Source organism: Neorhizobium sp. S3-V5DH, from assembly GCF_004343065.1.
GTDB classification, from domain to species: Bacteria; Pseudomonadota; Alphaproteobacteria; order Rhizobiales; family Rhizobiaceae; genus Neorhizobium; species Neorhizobium huautlense.
In genome coordinates this window covers 302,240-317,418 of record NZ_SMCL01000003.1, presented here as the reverse complement: position 1 = coordinate 317,418, position 15,179 = coordinate 302,240, and the positions used below count along the sequence as shown (strand labels likewise).

The 15,179-nt window shown below is 60.6% G+C and carries 17 protein-coding genes and 1 riboswitch; of the genes, 7 read left to right on the top strand and 10 right to left on the bottom strand.

Features of this window, described 5'->3' with window-relative positions; all coding sequences use genetic code 11:
* The first annotated feature begins 48 nt into the window (after positions 1–48).
* Genes EDE09_RS28440 through EDE09_RS07475 form a run of 4 tightly spaced genes read left to right on the top strand, consistent with a single transcriptional unit; the run spans position 49 to position 2,277 of the window.
* Entirely contained in the window at positions 49–258 is a 210-nt protein-coding gene (locus tag EDE09_RS28440) for an FAD/NAD(P)-binding protein (RefSeq protein WP_207914816.1), read from the top strand.
* The gene (locus EDE09_RS28435; protein WP_207914815.1) at positions 234–458 is read left to right on the top strand and encodes a hypothetical protein; all 225 of its coding nucleotides are present in this window, start codon (positions 234–236) and stop codon (positions 456–458) included. The genes EDE09_RS28440 and EDE09_RS28435 overlap by 25 nt, the downstream gene beginning before the upstream one ends.
* Positions 455–1,180, top strand: coding sequence for a hypothetical protein (locus EDE09_RS28430; RefSeq protein WP_207914814.1), 726 nt, complete (start codon positions 455–457; stop codon positions 1,178–1,180). Before EDE09_RS28435 ends, EDE09_RS28430 begins: the two co-directional genes overlap by 4 nt.
* Positions 1,177–2,277 (top strand): nitroreductase family protein, encoded by a 1,101-nt coding sequence (locus tag EDE09_RS07475; RefSeq protein ID WP_348631310.1) that lies wholly within the window; start codon positions 1,177–1,179, stop codon positions 2,275–2,277. The genes EDE09_RS28430 and EDE09_RS07475 overlap by 4 nt, the downstream gene beginning before the upstream one ends.
* Before the next feature lie 293 nt (positions 2,278–2,570).
* On the opposite strand, the gene EDE09_RS07470 is transcribed toward EDE09_RS07475, so the two are convergent.
* A complete protein-coding gene (locus tag EDE09_RS07470; RefSeq protein WP_132409509.1) occupies positions 2,571–3,467 on the bottom strand; it encodes a LysR family transcriptional regulator in 897 nt (298 codons plus the stop codon).
* Between the two features lie 457 nt (positions 3,468–3,924).
* A riboswitch (cobalamin riboswitch) is annotated at positions 3,925–4,162 on the top strand.
* A gap of 186 nt (positions 4,163–4,348) precedes the next feature.
* Here EDE09_RS07470 and EDE09_RS07465 point away from each other — a divergent pair.
* From EDE09_RS07465 to EDE09_RS07455, 3 genes are read left to right on the top strand one after another with little or no spacing between them, the layout of a single operon-like run.
* A complete protein-coding gene (locus EDE09_RS07465; RefSeq protein WP_132409507.1) occupies positions 4,349–5,380 on the top strand; it encodes an ABC transporter substrate-binding protein in 1,032 nt (343 codons plus the stop codon).
* Entirely contained in the window at positions 5,377–6,405 is a 1,029-nt protein-coding gene (locus EDE09_RS07460) for an iron ABC transporter permease (protein ID WP_132409505.1), read from the top strand. The genes EDE09_RS07465 and EDE09_RS07460 overlap by 4 nt, the downstream gene beginning before the upstream one ends.
* Entirely contained in the window at positions 6,402–7,196 is a 795-nt protein-coding gene (locus EDE09_RS07455) for an ABC transporter ATP-binding protein (RefSeq protein WP_132409503.1), read from the top strand. Before EDE09_RS07460 ends, EDE09_RS07455 begins: the two co-directional genes overlap by 4 nt.
* 131 nt (positions 7,197–7,327) lie before the next feature.
* Here the strand turns inward: EDE09_RS07455 and EDE09_RS07450 are convergent, their stop codons facing one another.
* The 9 genes from EDE09_RS07450 to EDE09_RS07410 form a co-directional block, all read right to left on the bottom strand.
* Entirely contained in the window at positions 7,328–8,368 is a 1,041-nt protein-coding gene (locus EDE09_RS07450) for a fatty acid desaturase (protein ID WP_132409501.1), read from the bottom strand.
* Between the two features lie 89 nt (positions 8,369–8,457).
* Positions 8,458–8,838, bottom strand: a complete 381-nt coding sequence (locus EDE09_RS07445; protein WP_105372815.1) for a DUF6481 family protein — start codon at positions 8,836–8,838, stop codon at positions 8,458–8,460.
* 176 nt (positions 8,839–9,014) lie between these two features.
* Positions 9,015–9,224, bottom strand: coding sequence for a cold-shock protein (locus EDE09_RS07440; RefSeq protein WP_007754805.1), 210 nt, complete (start codon positions 9,222–9,224; stop codon positions 9,015–9,017).
* 243 nt (positions 9,225–9,467) lie between these two features.
* Complete coding sequence (locus EDE09_RS07435; protein WP_132409499.1) at positions 9,468–9,821, bottom strand: cytochrome C oxidase subunit IV family protein; 354 nt, start codon at positions 9,819–9,821, stop codon at positions 9,468–9,470.
* Positions 9,822–9,833: 12 nt separating this feature from the next.
* Complete coding sequence (locus tag EDE09_RS07430; RefSeq protein WP_112799537.1) at positions 9,834–10,544, bottom strand: heme-copper oxidase subunit III family protein; 711 nt, start codon at positions 10,542–10,544, stop codon at positions 9,834–9,836.
* A gap of 12 nt (positions 10,545–10,556) precedes the next feature.
* The gene (locus EDE09_RS07425) at positions 10,557–11,267 is read right to left on the bottom strand and encodes a cytochrome c oxidase subunit 3 (RefSeq protein WP_132409497.1); all 711 of its coding nucleotides are present in this window, start codon (positions 11,265–11,267) and stop codon (positions 10,557–10,559) included.
* Positions 11,264–13,042, bottom strand: a complete 1,779-nt coding sequence (ctaD, locus tag EDE09_RS07420) for a cytochrome c oxidase subunit I (protein WP_105372811.1) — start codon at positions 13,040–13,042, stop codon at positions 11,264–11,266. Before ctaD ends, EDE09_RS07425 begins: the two co-directional genes overlap by 4 nt.
* A 50-nt stretch (positions 13,043–13,092) precedes the next feature.
* Complete coding sequence (locus EDE09_RS07415; RefSeq protein ID WP_132409495.1) at positions 13,093–13,908, bottom strand: cytochrome c oxidase subunit II; 816 nt, start codon at positions 13,906–13,908, stop codon at positions 13,093–13,095.
* Between the two features lie 192 nt (positions 13,909–14,100).
* Positions 14,101–15,171, bottom strand: coding sequence for an alcohol dehydrogenase family protein (locus tag EDE09_RS07410; protein ID WP_105372809.1), 1,071 nt, complete (start codon positions 15,169–15,171; stop codon positions 14,101–14,103).
* Between the last annotated feature and the right edge of the window lie 8 nt (positions 15,172–15,179).

Sequence of the window (15,179 nt, the reverse complement as noted above, 5' to 3'; positions counted from 1 at the left end):
GGAGCCGAAAAGTCGCCCAGCTTTACCTCGTCCAACGAGGGTTTCTCCATGCCTGAACCTGCTCGACATATCGTAATCATTGGCGGCGGGATCGCGGGCTTGTGCACCGGCGTCTACGCGCAGCTCTGCGGCTATCAGGTGACGATCCTGGAGCAGCATGCGATCCCGGGAGGCCTCGCGACCAGCTGGACGCGGAACGGCTACACATTTGAAACCTGCCTGCACTGGCCGACATGGCTGCCATCGCGCTCGTGCTGATGTTCGGCTGGATGAGTGCACGCAATGCGGGTTACGCGGTGGGCGGCGCTAAGTCGATCATCGACGCGATCACCCAACGCTTCCGCGCGCTTGGCGGAAAATTGCGCCTCATGGCGAAAGTCGAAACGATCCTGGTCGAGGATGACGTTGCCGTGGGCGTCAGGCTGAGCGACGGCGAGATCATCAGGGCGGCTGGGTGATCTCCGGCGCCGACGGCCACGCGTCGATCTACGATATGCTCGAGGGCCGCTATCGCAACGCGGCGATCGACGCCTTCTACGACAGCCAGAAGGTCTTTCCTTCCTATCTGCAAGTCTCGTTGGGCGTCGCAAGGGACCTTTCGCAGGAACCCGGCTTCCTCGCTCGAACTCTGGCCAAGCCACTCGAAATCGATCCCGAGACCAGCCTCGACACCGTCGCGTTCCGCATCTTCCATTTCGATCCGACCTTTGCGCCCGCAGGCAAGACCGCGGTCACCTGCTTTCTGCCAACATGGAACTATGCCTATTGGCAGGATCTGCGGCGCAAGGATGCGACCGCCTACGAGGTGGAGAAGCGGCGCATTGCTTCAGCCGTGATCGAAATTCTCGAACGCCGCCTGCCGGGTGTCCGCGAAGCCATCGAAGTGACGGATGTTTCGACGCCGGCCAGCGTCATGCACTTTACCGGCAACTGGAAAGGCAGCATGGAGGGTTTTCTGCCTACGCCAGGCGTCGGCTTTCGGCCGCGTCGCCAGACTCTGCCGGGCCTCCACCGGTTCCGGATGGTCGGTCAATGGGTGCAGCCCGGCGGAGGATTGCCGTGCGGCCTCATGACGGCGCGCGCAGCGGTTCGGGCGATCTGCCGCCGCGACCATGTCGCCTTCCTGCCCGATGGCCCCGGCCGCCGGGATGAGAGCATGCCGCGGGAGTTATTCGGATGATGACGCGGCGCGGTCTGCTCATCGGAGGCGGCGCGGTGGCGATCGCGGGCGCAGGTGCTACCTATTGGAGCCTACGTCAGATGGGCTCGATGGAGGCGTATGAAGTTTCGATTGCGGCGAGCAGGGCCGTGCTTTCTGAAAACCCCCGGCTGCACGAACTTGTCCGCTACGCGACGCTTGCCGCGAACGGCCACAACACGCAGCCGTGGCGGTTTCGCCTCGGTGAGAGGCGCGTTGACATCCTCGCCGACCCTACGCGGCGCACCCCGGTGGTCGATGCCGATGACCACCATCTGTTTGCGAGCCTCGGATGCGCAGCCGAGAACCTCGCGCTCGCCGCCTCCGCGGCTGGCCGTCCTGCCAAAGAAATCAGCTTCGATCCGGCGCATGAAGGCACCGTGACACTGGTTTTCGGCGACGGAGCAGCGAGCCGATCCGATCTGTTCGCGGCGATTCCGAGGCGCCAGTCGACCCGCGCCGACTATGACGGCAAAAGCGTTTCCACGGCAGACCTCCGGGCTCTGGTAGCGGCGGCAGACATGCCGGGCGTCGATCTCGTGCTGATCACCGGGAGGACCGGGATGGATCGCGTGCGGGATCTCGTCCTCGCCGGAAACACCGCGCAGATGGCGGACGCCGCCTTCATGCGCGAACTGAAATCCTGGTTGCGCTTCAACCCGCGCCAGGCGATGGCATCTGGCGATGGGCTGTTCGGCCCTACGAGCGGCAACCCATCCTTGCCGAGCTGGCTGGGTCCGCACCTCTTCGATCTCGCGTTTCGCGCGGATACCGAGAACGATAAATACGCAAGGCAGCTTCATTCGTCAGCGGGCGTAGCGGTGTTCGTTTCCGAACGCGACGATGCGGAGCATTGGGTCCGCGCCGGACGTGCCTGCCAGCGCTTCGCCCTGCAGGCGACGGCGCTCGGTCTCAAGCATGCCTTTATCAATCAACCGGTGGAAGTCGCGCAACTGCGACCCGAGCTGGCCGCGCTCGCCGGCCTGCCTGGACGTCGGCCGGACATCGTCATGCGGTTCGGATATGGGCCGACGCTACCCTATTCGCCGCGGCGCCCGGTGGAGGCGGTGCTGGCGTAAGCGAACACACGAGACCTCGCCGTCATGGGATCTGCGGACAAGCGTCATTGGCGACGGCCCGGGCCTTTCCGGTAGTTGCGGAATCGGATGCTCGAACCCCTTGCTCAGCTTCTCAGATGCGCCGCGGTCTACAGCAGACCTTCTCTGGGAACGAGCTGGCACTCGAGCCATGTCGCGGTAGCGGCGAATTTGATGAATCGATGAAGTTGGCGAGGCTCTTATCCGAGGGGGTGGCCAAGTTGGGACCGATTGCGCCCGCCCGGAATCCCTGAAACGTAATTCGTCCCTACCGCCTAATGCCCGTGGTATCTCAAGGCATCCACGACGACCTTGAAGGCAGGGGAGTTCTGATGCCGGGTCGGGTAATAGATGAAATAGCCTGAAAATGGAGGCGACCATTCTTCCAGCATGGGCACGAGGCGTCCAGTCGCGATGTGTTCGGCGACAAGATCTTCCGGCAGATAGGCGATGCCACCATTTTTCATGGCAGCATCTATCATGGGGTAAGAGCTATTGAAGGTGAGCTGGCCGTCGACTCTGACACGTAGCTCTTGCCCGTCCTTCTCGAATTCCCAGACGTAGAGCCCGCCGCCGGTGGCCTGGCGCATGTTGATGCAGTTATGCTGTACGAGGTCCTGCGGATGCTGCGGCGGCGGTTGCGTGGCAAGGTACTGGGGCGAGGCGACAGCCAGCATTCGCCAGTCGGGACCGACCCTGATGGCGATCATGTCTTTCTCGATGCTCTCGCCGAGCCTTATCCCTGCGTCGAAACCGTCTTCCACAATATTGCGCAAGCCGTTATCCCGGCTCAGCTCAAGCTTGATATCGGGGTATTCAGAAAGGATCGGCTGCAGTCTGGGCCAGACGATGCTTTCCAGCGCGTGATCAGACAAGGTAATCCTAATAGTGCCGGACGGTTTGTCGCGCAGGGCCATGAGTGCCGCAAGATCATCCCTTATGGCGGAGACCCGAGGCGCCAGCGATTGAAACAGACGCTCACCGGCTTCGGTCAGCGCCACGTTACGGGTGGTGCGGGACAGAAGCCGCAGGCCCATGCGTGTCTCCAGGCGCTTGATCGTGTGGCTAAGCGTGGACTGAGTAATACCGAGTTTGGCCGCAGCCCTGGTGAAACTCCGCTCCTCTGCCACGGCCAGGAACCATAAAAGGTCGTTGAAATCTTCCCTGGCCATCGTTTCCCCGTCCGGTTTTCATAGACGACTTATGGTCTGGATCGATAAATTAAGCGAAGTATGGATACCAATCCATAGGCGTTGCCTCTGCTGCCGTCTTCAGCGAGACAGCATCCTTCCGTCTCGACGACGCCCGGCCGCACCCCTCCGTCTCGATTAGCGGCAAGGACGACATCGGCGGCTGAAAAGAGAAGGCCGGTGCCCGTAACGAAGCATTCTTGCGCAACTTTTCATTTGACGAATGTAATAACATTACATATGCAGATCCGTGTGATTTTTGAGAGTGATTATACGACACGGGGCTCGGTATGCTTCTCCTCACCTATCACCGGTATCTCGCCGAGCCGATCTCGACCAAAGTCCCCGGTCCGAACGGGCGCGGAAATCTCATACGCTTGCTCTTCGGTCTCCGCACCTTGGCTGCCGTCTTTTCCAGCTTGACGGCGAGACGGACGGGCCTTTATCTGGCGATGACGGTTCCCGGAGTCAAAAGCAACGGGACGAAAAGGGAATACGGTGCGGACGACCCGAAGGGGATCCAAGACCGTGGCTGCCCCCGCAACTGTGAGCGGATTGCCGTCCATCCTCGTGGTGCCGAAAGGCGCCATGCCACTGCGCTGGTTTTGGGCGCGGGAAGGCAGGTGGGCGACAGATATTCGCAAGCCAGGAGACCTGCCGTCGAACATCGATCCATCATCACGGGCGGGGATGCCCGAAGAGGAGAAAGACATGGCCGACACCCGCGCTTCATCGCGCTTTTGCGTATCATATTTCCCAGATCTCCATCGTCGACGGGGCGACCGGGTGCTTTGAAAGCATCCTGATATCTAGCGCGGCCCGTTCAGGACCCGCATTCACATCACACTTCGGGAAATATAACGATGATCACTTCCAAGCGGTGGCCGCACGTTGGCCTGTGCGCTTTGTCCTTGATTGTTTCAGGACTGTTTCACAACGCCCTGGCGGCAGAAACCGTCTATCCTCTCACGCTTGAGAATTGCGGGCGGCAGATAACCTTCAAGAACGCGCCGTCACGCACCGTCTCGATCGGCCAGAGCAGCACCGAGATTCTCTACCTTCTCGGTCTTGCGGACAAGGTGATCGGCACTGCGCTGTGGGTCGGGCCTGTCCTGAAAGGCTACGAAGAGGTCAACGCCAAGATCGAACGCCTCGCCGACAACGATCCGAGCTTTGAAAGCGTGCTTGGAAAGAAGCCGGACATCGTCACCGTGCAGTTCCAGTGGCAGGTCGGTCCCGAGGGTGTCGTTGCAAAGCCCGAACAGTTCGAGGAACTGGGCATCGCGGTCTACACGTCGCCGTCCGACTGCATGGGCAAGGAAAATTCCGCCGCCGGCGACGGCGTCCGCCATCAGGTTTTTACCATGGACCTCGTCTATCAGGAGGTTCGTGATCTCGCGAAGATCTACGACGTGCAGGAAAAGGGCGAGGAAGTAGTGGCCGATCTCAAGCGGCGTGAGGCAGCGGCGCGCGCCAAGGTCGCTTCTGTCGAGGGCAGGCTTTCGGCCGTCTTTTGGTTTTCCAGCGCCCAGCAAGACGCTGACCCATACGTGGCGGGTAAAAACGGGGCGCCCGGCTACATCATGTCGGCTCTCGGGATCGAAAACATCATCAAAACCGACGAGGAATGGCCGACGGTGGGCTGGGAGACAATCGCCAGGGCCAATCCGACGATGATTGTGGCCGGCGCAATGAATCGCCGCCGTTACCCGCTGGACAGCATCGAGGCGAAACGTAAATTCCTGGACACCGATCCTGTCGCCAGCCTGATGCCGGCAGTTAGGAGCGGCCATGTCTTCGACATGGATGCGCAAGCCATGAATCCGACGATCCGCACCATCGAGGGCATTGAGGCGCTGGCCGATGCCATTGCAGGCGCCGGTCTGGTCAAATGAGACCTGCAGTCTCTTCCATTGGCCGTACGGGCGCTATTCCGCTGGCGCTTGTGGTCCTCGTCGCAGTCTTGTGGCTTGGCGCAGCGATCGGCGAGACTTCGATCCCGTTCGGGGTGGTTGCCAAGACGGTGGCCAACCGGCTGTGGAGTGCGGGCTATGCGCTCGAGCCGATCGACGAAGGCATCGTCTGGAGCTATCGGCTCAGTCGGGCAGTCGTAGCGGCTTGCTGCGGTGCGGCGCTCGCCTTGTCCGGGGTGGTGCTGCAGTCGCTGCTGCGCAATCCGCTAGCCGATCCCTATATCCTCGGGATCTCCGCGGGGGCTTCCACCGGGGCCGTCAGCGTGGCGATTCTTGGCCTGGGGGGCGGCATGATGACGCTCCCGATGGGTGCACTTCTCGGAGCCCTCATAGCCTTTGCCCTTGTCAGCCTGCTGGCCCTCAAGGCGGGCAAGGGAACGGCGGCCATCATTCTTGCAGGCGTTGCGGGGTCGCAACTTTTCAATGCGCTCACTTCCTTCATCGTTACCAAGGCGGCGACCGCGGAACAGGCGCGGGGCATCATGTTCTGGCTGCTCGGCAATCTGTCTGGAGTCCGCTGGCCGGATGCCTGGCTGGCGATTCCTGCCGCATTGACGGGTCTTCTGGTCTGCCTTTGGCATGCCCGCTCGCTTGACGCCTTCACGTTCGGCGCGGAATCGGCGGCATCACTCGGCATATCCGTTCGCCGCACCTACGTCGCACTGGTCGGAGTCTCCGCAATGATGACGGCGGTCATGGTTTCGATCGTCGGCTCCATCGGCTTTGTCGGTCTGGTCATTCCGCATGCAGCGCGCATGCTGGTCGGCGTCCGCCACAGCGTGCTGTTGCCGGCTGCCGCGCTGATCGGCGCCGTTTTCATGATCCTGGCGGATATCCTTTCCCGCGTTCTCATCCCGGGTCAGGTCCTGCCGATCGGAGTGATCACCGCCCTTGTCGGAGCGCCGGCCTTCGCTTTCGTTCTGGGGCAGCGAAGGGGACGCGGATGACGCTTACGGCAAAAGACGTTTCCTGGGGCGTCGGGGAAGCTGCGATTGTGAAGAGCATCTCGCTGGAGGTCAGGGAAGGAGAGTTTCTCGGTCTCATCGGTCCGAACGGCTCGGGGAAGACGAGTCTGATGGCGTTGCTTTCCGGCATCCGCAGGCCGCGGTCCGGCGAGGTCATTCTGGATGGCGTGCCGATCGGCAGGCTCGGTCGGCGCGAAGTCGCCCGGCATCTGGCTTTTGTGGAGCAGCAGGCGGAGACCGCCGAGCGGATCACTGCCAGGCAGGCCGTCGAGCTTGGACGCACGCCTTATCTCGGACCTTTGTCGCCCTGGTCAGCCAATGACGATGCGGTCGTCGAGGCGACCCTTGCCAATGTCGACATGGCTCATCTTGCCGATCGGCTTTGGCATACGCTTTCGGGCGGGGAACGCCAACGTCTGCATATTGGCCGCGCTCTTGCCCAGCAGCCGAAGATTCTGCTCCTGGACGAGCCGACCAACCACCTGGACATCGGCCACCAGATCAGCCTGCTCGATCTCGTCGGCCGGCAGGGGCTTACAGTGGTCGCGGCACTGCACGACCTCAACCATGCCGCCATGTTCTGCGATCGGATCGCCGTGATGCAGGGCGGGCGGCTGGCTGCGCTCGGAACGCCTTCCGAGGTGCTCACCGCCAAACGCATCCGCGAGGTTTTTGGGATCGAAGCCGAAGTCGAAATCGATATCCAAGGAAGCTGTCACGTCCGTTTTCAAGCACAAGGCCGAAAGGGCGGGCAATCTGCTTCCATGGGGTAAAATCACGGCGTGCCGACTGCAACTTCTCCCGATGAAAGATCATGCCGGCGTGATGCAATACGCCGTCAATGAACCGCGGAAGGATACGATTTCCGGAGGTAATCCGGCAGAGCCGCACGTTGCCGGTTAAATCACGCAGGCGTTGCCATCTTCGCAGCATCCTGGAAGGAAACGAGCTTGCTGCTCTTTTCATCCCAAAGCACGAGCCTGACGCACTGAATGCTCTGCCACAAGGTTATGCGGCCGATACCAGCAAGCTCGGGATGGTCGTGAAGCACTTCCGTCAGCCTGTAGTAAGGAATCCGGCTCGATAGGTGATGGACGTGGTGAACGCCGATATTGCCGGTAACCCATCGAAGCACCAGCGGCAGGTCGTAATGGGATGCGCCGTGAAGCGCGGCTTTCGGGAACTGCCATTCGTCGCCCTTCGACCAATGGGTGTCCTCGAACTGATGCTGGACGTAAAAGAGCCATACGCCGGCTGCACCCGCAAGCAGAACCACCGGCAGATGGACCAGCAGAAAGGGAACGAGCCCGACGGCCCAGATCATCAGAGCCGTGAGGATTGCGACCGCGAGATTGGTCGCCATCGTGGAAACCCACGGCAAAGCCCCGGAATTCATCATCCCGAAAGGCAGGCGCTGCTTGAAGAGAAAGAGCCAGGCAGGCCCGATGCCGAACATGACCAGCGGATGACGGTAAAGCCGGTAGGCGAGACGCTTCGACCAGGGAAGGGCATGATATTCAGCAACCGTCAGCGTGGTGATATCGCCGACGCCCCGTTCGTCAAGATTGCCGGCCGAGGCGTGATGGGCGGCATGCGCCCGCCGCCAGTAGTCGTAAGGCGTCAGGGTCAGAACCCCGAGGGCCCGCCCGGTCCAATTGTCGAGACGCCGGCGCGCGAAGAACGAGCCGTGCCCGCAATCGTGCTGGATCATGAAGAGCCGCAGCAGAAAGGCGGCTGCCGGGAGAACGAGGACGAGCCCGATCGGAAAACCCAGGACGACAGAGATATAGGCGCCGGCCCAGAACGCCGTGAAGGGAAGAAGCGTGACGATCAGTTCGAATGCGCTGCGGCCAAAACGGGGCTGCCGATATTTCGATAGAATCTTCAGCCACGCGCCGACGTTGTCATCTGCGACATTGGCGATTGGAAAAACATGGGCGTTCATGGAGTTCGATCCACCTTCTCGGCCTCGGGGCGCAGCAGCTCCGAGGAGAGATTCGCCGTTGCGTTCTGCTGGTATATGCTCTGCAACCGTCAGCGCTGACGGGCCTTGCGTGCCGCGTAGCGGCGGTCGCGTTCTGCCTTGCGGGCGGCTTCATCGGCCACGACGCGGGAAACGCGCTCGTTGATTTCTGCTTCTCTGGCGGCAGCCTCGGCTTTTTCATGGGCTTCCGCGGCGGCGGTCAATTCCGCCGCTTCCTTCCGGAGGCGCTCATTTTCCGCTGCCTTCAATGCTTCACGTTCGGCGCGGCGGGCTTCTCGCGCTGCCGCAACGGCTTCGCGCTCAGCACGCCGCTCCTGCATGGCGGGATCGTCCGCTTTCGGGGCGGACGCAAATTTCGCCAAAAGCCTTTGCTTGGCATCCGCTGCGGTTTTGCGGCGCTCGGCAAAGCTGTTGTCGTTCGGGTGTCTCAATGGATCTTCCTTGTATTTTTCGGCATGTTACAGGTGCAGGCGGAGATCGCTCGCGGGAAGCCGGGCGACTATTCGCGTCAGCCAATTACCTTAACAGAAAAAGGCCAGACATCCGCCTGGCCTTCGCATACTTTCGCTACCCATGCCAGTACATCCGTGGTCATGGAAGCTAAAGTTTAGGCAGCCTGAAGCTGGCCTGCAGACATCTTGCCCGACTTCTTGTCGCGCTCGAGTTCGAAGCCGAGCTTCTGACCTTCAACGATCGAGCTCATGCCGGCGCGCTCGACAGCAGAGATGTGAACGAAAACGTCGGCGCTGCCGTCGTCAGGCTGAATGAAGCCGAAGCCCTTGGTGGCATTGAACCATTTAACTGTGCCAGTGGTCATAACGAACCCTTTCATAGCAATTGTGGACCGCCGGGCGACGCACGGCGGGATGTTTTCGACTTTTGAGAGGGAACGTTCGTCAAGAAGCGCGAGGCGCAGCAACAACAATATCAGCAAACAAAGTATCGATGGTTCTCAAATAGGGGATGCCAATGCGATTGTCAACTTTTTGTTTTAGGAAATATAAATAATGCTACTTAAGGTAGATTTTTACCGAATGCAATCGGCGCCAACACTGCGCGATCAGGGCGCGGTGTTGAAGAAGGCGAGCCGGGTGAAGATGGTGTAGTTCGCTTCCGAGACCATCAGTGCCATGAAGATCAGCACGGCTGCCGGCGGCAGCAGGATAGCGTAAACGAGCGCCAGCCGTTCCCAGGCCATATGCATGAAGACAGCAACGATCAAACCTGCCTTCAGCATCATGAAGACGATGATCAGCAACCAGCGCGCCAAGCCCTGGACCCCGAGATAATCAACCATGTAGGAAAAGGCGCTGAGCACGAAGAGCAGGCCCCAAACGAGGAGGTAGAGCCGGATCGGATGCTGCGCGCTGTGCGCTTGCGTGGGTGTCTGCATATGCGATGTTGTCTCGCTCATGATGACGCTCCTTCACCACAGATAGAAAAACGCGAAGATGAATACCCAGACCAGATCGACGAAGTGCCAGTAGAGGCCCATGATCTCGACGGACTCGTACTGGCCTTTCCGGCTTGTGAAAAAGCCGCGGCGCGCCACGTCGAAATCCCCTCGCCAAACCTTGCGGGCGACGATGAGGAGAAAGATGACGCCGATCGTGACGTGAGTGCCATGGAAGCCGGTGATCATGAAGAAGGTCGATCCGAACTGGGGAGCACCCCAGGGATTCTCCCAAGGACGCACACCTTCGGATATCAGCTTCGTCCATTCGAAGGCCTGCATGCCCACGAAGGTAGCGCCGAGAAGCGCCGTCGCCAGCATCAGGGCGGCCGTCCGTCCGCGTTCGCGGCGATAGCCGAAATTTACAGCCATCGCCATGGTGCCGCTGCTTGAGATCAGCACGAACGTCATGATCGCAATCAGGATCAGCGGTACGTCCTGCCCGCCGATATGAAGCGCGAAGACTTCGCTCGGATTGGGCCAGGCGACAGGCGTCGACATTCGGGCCGTCATATAGGCAATCAGGAAGCAGCCGAAGACGAAGGTGTCGCTGAGGAGAAAAATCCACATCATCGCCTTGCCCCAGGAGGCGGTCTTGAAGGCGCGCTGATCGGAGGAAAAATCGGCGGCGACCCCTCGCAGCCCGGTGGGACCGAGGTCGGAATTGCCGAGAGACTGTGTCATCCGAGATACCTCCTAGCTGATCAGTTGGCGGCAGAGATCGATGAAATCATTCGCCCAGCCGGCAAAGAGCACGAAGAGCAGCAGCCAGACGGCGAGCATGAAATGGGAATAGATGGCGGAAAGATCGACGCTAAGACGTAGCCTGTCTCGCGGTACATCCGCTGCAAATACCCGCACTGTCGTACGGCCAAGCACGACAAGCCCTCCGAGGATATGAAGGCCATGCAGGCCGGTGAGCATATAGAAGAAGCTGTTGGCTGGGTTGTCGGCAAGCACGTAGCCGGCCGATACCAGCTCCCGCCAGGCCTGGATCTGTCCGATGAGAAAGAGAACGGCAAGCGAAAAAGCGGCTGCTAGCGCCAGCGGCAGGCTTTCCATGCGGTCATGCCGCGCTTCTCTTTTTGCCCATTCCAGGGCGCCGCTGCTCAACACGAGCACGGCGGTGTTTGCCCAGAGCAGGCGCGGAACCGGAGTGGCCCACCAGTCCGCCGAGGCCATGCGCATGAAATAAGCGCTGACAGAGAGGCTGAAGAGGGCGCCGACGACGCCGAGGAAGACAAAGAGGCCGATTTTCACCGCAGGTTTGGACGGCAGTTCCCGCCTGTCTGTCGCGGGCAGCTCCAGGCCCGTTTCAAGCCAGGGTTTCGACATCAGCCGCTGCCCGGCCAGCCACCAGATAATGACGCCGCCGATTAGGGCAAGGAAGATCAGCACGACGTTCATGCGACGACCTCCCTCGTGAGGCCGCCGCTTGGAGGCTGCGTCTGCGGAATGAAATCCTCAGCCGATCCCGGCACGCTGTAGTCATAGGCCCAACGGTAGACCACCGGCAGATCCCTGCCCCAATTCCCGTGCGCAGGAGGGGTTTGCGGCGTTTGCCATTCGAGCGTCGTTGCCCGCCAGGGATTGCCGCCTGCTTGCCTGCCTTTGAAGAGGCTCCAGACCAGATTGAACAGGAAGACGATCTGAGCTGCGCCCACAACGAGCGCCATGACGGTAATGAAGACGTTCAATGTGTTGGCCGAAGGCGGAACGAAGACCGTGTCTCCCAGTTCGTGGTAGCGGCGCGGCATGCCGAGCAGGCCGAGATAATGCATGGGAAAGAAGATCGCATAGGTGCCGAGAAAGGTGATCCAGAAATGGATATGACCGAGGAAATCGTCCAGCATCCGTCCGGTAACCTTGGGATACCAGTGGTAGATCGCCCCGAAGATGACGAGGATCGGCGCGACGCCCATGACCATGTGAAAATGCGCGACGACGAACAGCGTATCGGACAGGGGAACGTCGACCACGACGTTGCCTAGGAACAGTCCGGTCAGGCCGCCGTTGACGAAGGTGACGATGAAGGCTAGCGCGAAGAGCATGGGCAGGGTTAGATGGATGTCGCCGCGCCATAGTGTCAGCACCCAGTTGTAGACCTTGATGGCAGTCGGGACAGCGATGATCAGCGTGGTGGTGGCGAAGAAAAAGCCGAAGGCCGGGTTCATGCCGCTGACATACATATGATGCGCCCAGACGATGAAGCTCAAGGCGCCGATGACGACGATCGCCCAGACCATCATGCGGTAGCCGAAGATGTTCTTGCGGGCATGGGTGCTGATAAGGTCAGAGACAATGCCGAAAGCGGGTAGCGCCACGATATAGACTTCCGGATGGCCGAAGAACCAGAACAGGTGCTGGAAGAGGATCGGGCTGCCGCCCCCGTGTTGCAGCTGCTCGCCCATCTCGACGATGGCGGGCATGAAAAAGCTCGTGCCGAGCAATCGGTCGAACAGCATCATGACGCAGGCGACGAAGAGGGCGGGAAATGCAAGCAGCGCCATCACGGTCGCGGTGAAGATGCCCCAGACGGTCAAAGGCATGCGCATCAGCGTCATGCCGCGCGCCCGTCCTTGCAGCACCGTCACCACATAATTCAGGCCGCCCATGGTAAAGCCGATGATGAAGACGATCAGTGAGAAGAGCATGAGGAGAATGCCCCAGTCGCTGCCGCCCGGCGTACCGGACAGAACGGCCTGCGGAGGATAGAGGGTCCAGCCGGCCCCTGTCGGGCCGCCGGGGACGAAAAAGCCTGCGACCAGGATCAGGACGGCAAGCAGATAGATCCAGTAGCTCAGCATGTTCGCATACGGGAACACCATATCGCGGGCGCCGAGCATCAGGGGAATGAGGTAATTGCCGAAACCGCCGAGGAACAGCGCTGTCAGAAGATAGATCACCATGATCATGCCATGCATGGTGATGAACTGGTAATAGTGATTGGCATCGATGAAGGCGAAATAGCCGGGAAAGGCAAGCTGCAGGCGCATCAGCCAGGAAAGCACGAGCGCGACCAGACCGATCGAGATGGCCGTGAGCGAGTACTGCACGGCGATGATCTTGGCGTCCTGGCTGAAGACGTATTTCGTCCACCAGCTTTTCGGATGATAAAGCTCGACATCCTCCACCTCGGCGGCCGGAACGGCGCCTGCGCTGCCAGACGGAATTTCGACCATGATATCTCCTCCCGTTTCATCCGATGCCGCTTTGACTGTCTTTCCCGGCCTCAGTTGACCGGCTGCTGCTCTCCCGATGCCAGAAGCTGGTTGAACGTCTGCTGTTGGTCGAGCCAGATCTGATAGTCCGCGGCCTCCTCGACCACGACCGTTCCGCGCATCTGTGGATGGCCGACGCCGCACAGTTCGGCGCAGAGAATGTCGAAAGTTCCGGTTCGCGTCGGTGTGAACCAGAAATAGGTCACCATGCCGGGGATCATATCCATCTTGGCGCGGAATTCGGGCACGTAAAAATCGTGGACGACGTCCACGGAGCGCAGCAGCACCCGCACCGGTTTGCCGACCGGCAAATGCAATTCGCCGCCCTCTACGATCACGTCGTCGAGACCTGCGGCATCGTTCCTGTTAAGGCCGAGCGGATTTTCGGAGGTGATGTCACGCGTATCCGCGCGGCCGAGTTTCCCGTCCACTCCCGGCAGACGGAAGCTCCACAGCCATTGCTGCGCGACGACCTCCAGAGGTGATGCCTCGTCCGGCACCGTGACGAACTGGTTCCATACCACAAGGCCGGGCGCGAGCATGGCGGCGACGCCGACGGCGGTGCCTGAGGCGAGCAGCATTTCCAGCCTGCGGTTTTCCGGCTCGTACGCCGCCTTGTTCCCGGGTTTGTGCCGGAAGCGAAAGACGCAATAGGCCATGAACAAGACCACGGCCACGAAAACCACGCCGGTAATCCAGAAGGTGACGACGAGAGTGCTATCGATATAGGTCCAGTTGGACGCAATCGGCGTCCACCACCATGGGCTCAGCACATGGAAGAGCAGCGAGCCCACCACCAGCAAGACGAGGATCAGCACGACAGCCATTTCCGCCCCTCCCTGAGCCGATCCGACCGTGGATAGGAAACCGCATTTCGCAACTCTTATTTTTTGATTATCTCACAAATAGAAAACACCCGCAATTACGGCAATTTAAGCATGTGTCCCCGGCGTCGGCCGGTTCCGTCGTTCAACCATCGATCCCCTCGCAGGCTCTGCGTCGCAGCGCACGGGATGGTTTCAGTCCGGAACCACCACCAATTTACCGACGAAATTCTTGGCCATGAAGTCGGTCTGTGCCTGATGAAACTCAGAGAGAGGATAGACGCCGCCGACAAGCGGCCGGATCTTCTTTTCCTCGATATAGCGGACGAGCCGTCGGAAATCGGTCCGGCTCCCCTGGCTCGACCCGTGCAGTTCGAGCTGCTTGAGATACATCGTCCGGAGATCCAGTTGCACGACCGGTCCGCCGATCGCGCCAGCCGTCGTATAACGGCCCTCCGGGCGCAGGATCTTCAACAGGTCGTTGAACATCTGTCCTGCGACAAGATCGGCGACGACGTCGACTGGTCTGCCTCGCGTCGCCAAATGCACGGCGTCGACCAGATTGCCCGCGCCTCGCGTTACGACCGCTTCCGCGCCGATATCGAGCACCGCCTGCTCCTTGCCGGCGCCGGCAATAGCAATGGGGACGGCTCCGCGCGCTCGCGCCAACTGGATGATCGCAGAGCCAACGCCGCCGGATGCGCCGGTGACCAACACGATTTCACCCGCCGAAAGTCGCGCCCGTTCGAGCATCCGTTCGCCGGTCAGATAGGCGCAGCAGAAGGTCGCGAGTTCGACGTCGGTGAGGTCGGTATCGACCACATGCGCATTCTCGGATGGCAGCGCCATGTATTCCGCATAGCCGCCATCCCGGCCGTGGCCCATGTAATCGATATCGGCGAGGCTGTCGTCGTCGCGGTTGTAGATCGAGAAATCGACCATGACGCGTTCGCCGATCCGGGCGTCATCGACGCCCTTGCCGACCGCGACGATGCAGCCCACCGTATCGGTGCCCTGGATGCGCGGAAAGGTCAACGTATTGCCTTGCCGGCGCCAGGTCGAGACGGCGGACGGGTCGTCTTCGGTGCCATAGGCCCCTTGGCGGACCCAGACATCGGTGTTGTTCATGCCGCAAGCGGTGACTTTAATCAGCACTTCGCCATCGGCAGGCACCGGAACGGGCGTGGCGCGGTTATAGATCAGTTTGTCGAGGCCGCCATGACCGATCAGCTGTACGGCGGCCATGGTTTTGGGAATCGTATTCATTCGGCACT

Coding starts and splice junctions, on each gene's coding strand:
- EDE09_RS07425 (WP_132409497.1), bottom strand. CDS start 11,267: ATGAACGTCGTGCTGATCTTCCTTGCCCTAATCGGCGGCGTCATTATC.
- EDE09_RS28435 (WP_207914815.1), top strand. CDS start 234: ATGGCTGCCATCGCGCTCGTGCTGATGTTCGGCTGGATGAGTGCACGC.
- EDE09_RS07465 (WP_132409507.1), top strand. CDS start 4,349: ATGATCACTTCCAAGCGGTGGCCGCACGTTGGCCTGTGCGCTTTGTCC.
- EDE09_RS07450 (WP_132409501.1), bottom strand. CDS start 8,368: ATGAACGCCCATGTTTTTCCAATCGCCAATGTCGCAGATGACAACGTC.
- EDE09_RS07455 (WP_132409503.1), top strand. CDS start 6,402: ATGACGCTTACGGCAAAAGACGTTTCCTGGGGCGTCGGGGAAGCTGCG.
- EDE09_RS07460 (WP_132409505.1), top strand. CDS start 5,377: ATGAGACCTGCAGTCTCTTCCATTGGCCGTACGGGCGCTATTCCGCTG.
- EDE09_RS07475 (WP_348631310.1), top strand. CDS start 1,177: ATGATGACGCGGCGCGGTCTGCTCATCGGAGGCGGCGCGGTGGCGATC.
- EDE09_RS07430 (WP_112799537.1), bottom strand. CDS start 10,544: ATGACACAGTCTCTCGGCAATTCCGACCTCGGTCCCACCGGGCTGCGA.
- EDE09_RS07440 (WP_007754805.1), bottom strand. CDS start 9,224: ATGACCACTGGCACAGTTAAATGGTTCAATGCCACCAAGGGCTTCGGC.
- EDE09_RS28440 (WP_207914816.1), top strand. CDS start 49: ATGCCTGAACCTGCTCGACATATCGTAATCATTGGCGGCGGGATCGCG.
- EDE09_RS07470 (WP_132409509.1), bottom strand. CDS start 3,467: ATGGCCAGGGAAGATTTCAACGACCTTTTATGGTTCCTGGCCGTGGCA.
- ctaD (WP_105372811.1), bottom strand. CDS start 13,042: ATGGTCGAAATTCCGTCTGGCAGCGCAGGCGCCGTTCCGGCCGCCGAG.
- EDE09_RS07410 (WP_105372809.1), bottom strand. CDS start 15,171: ATGAATACGATTCCCAAAACCATGGCCGCCGTACAGCTGATCGGTCAT.
- EDE09_RS07435 (WP_132409499.1), bottom strand. CDS start 9,821: ATGAGCGAGACAACATCGCATATGCAGACACCCACGCAAGCGCACAGC.
- EDE09_RS07415 (WP_132409495.1), bottom strand. CDS start 13,908: ATGGCTGTCGTGCTGATCCTCGTCTTGCTGGTGGTGGGCTCGCTGCTC.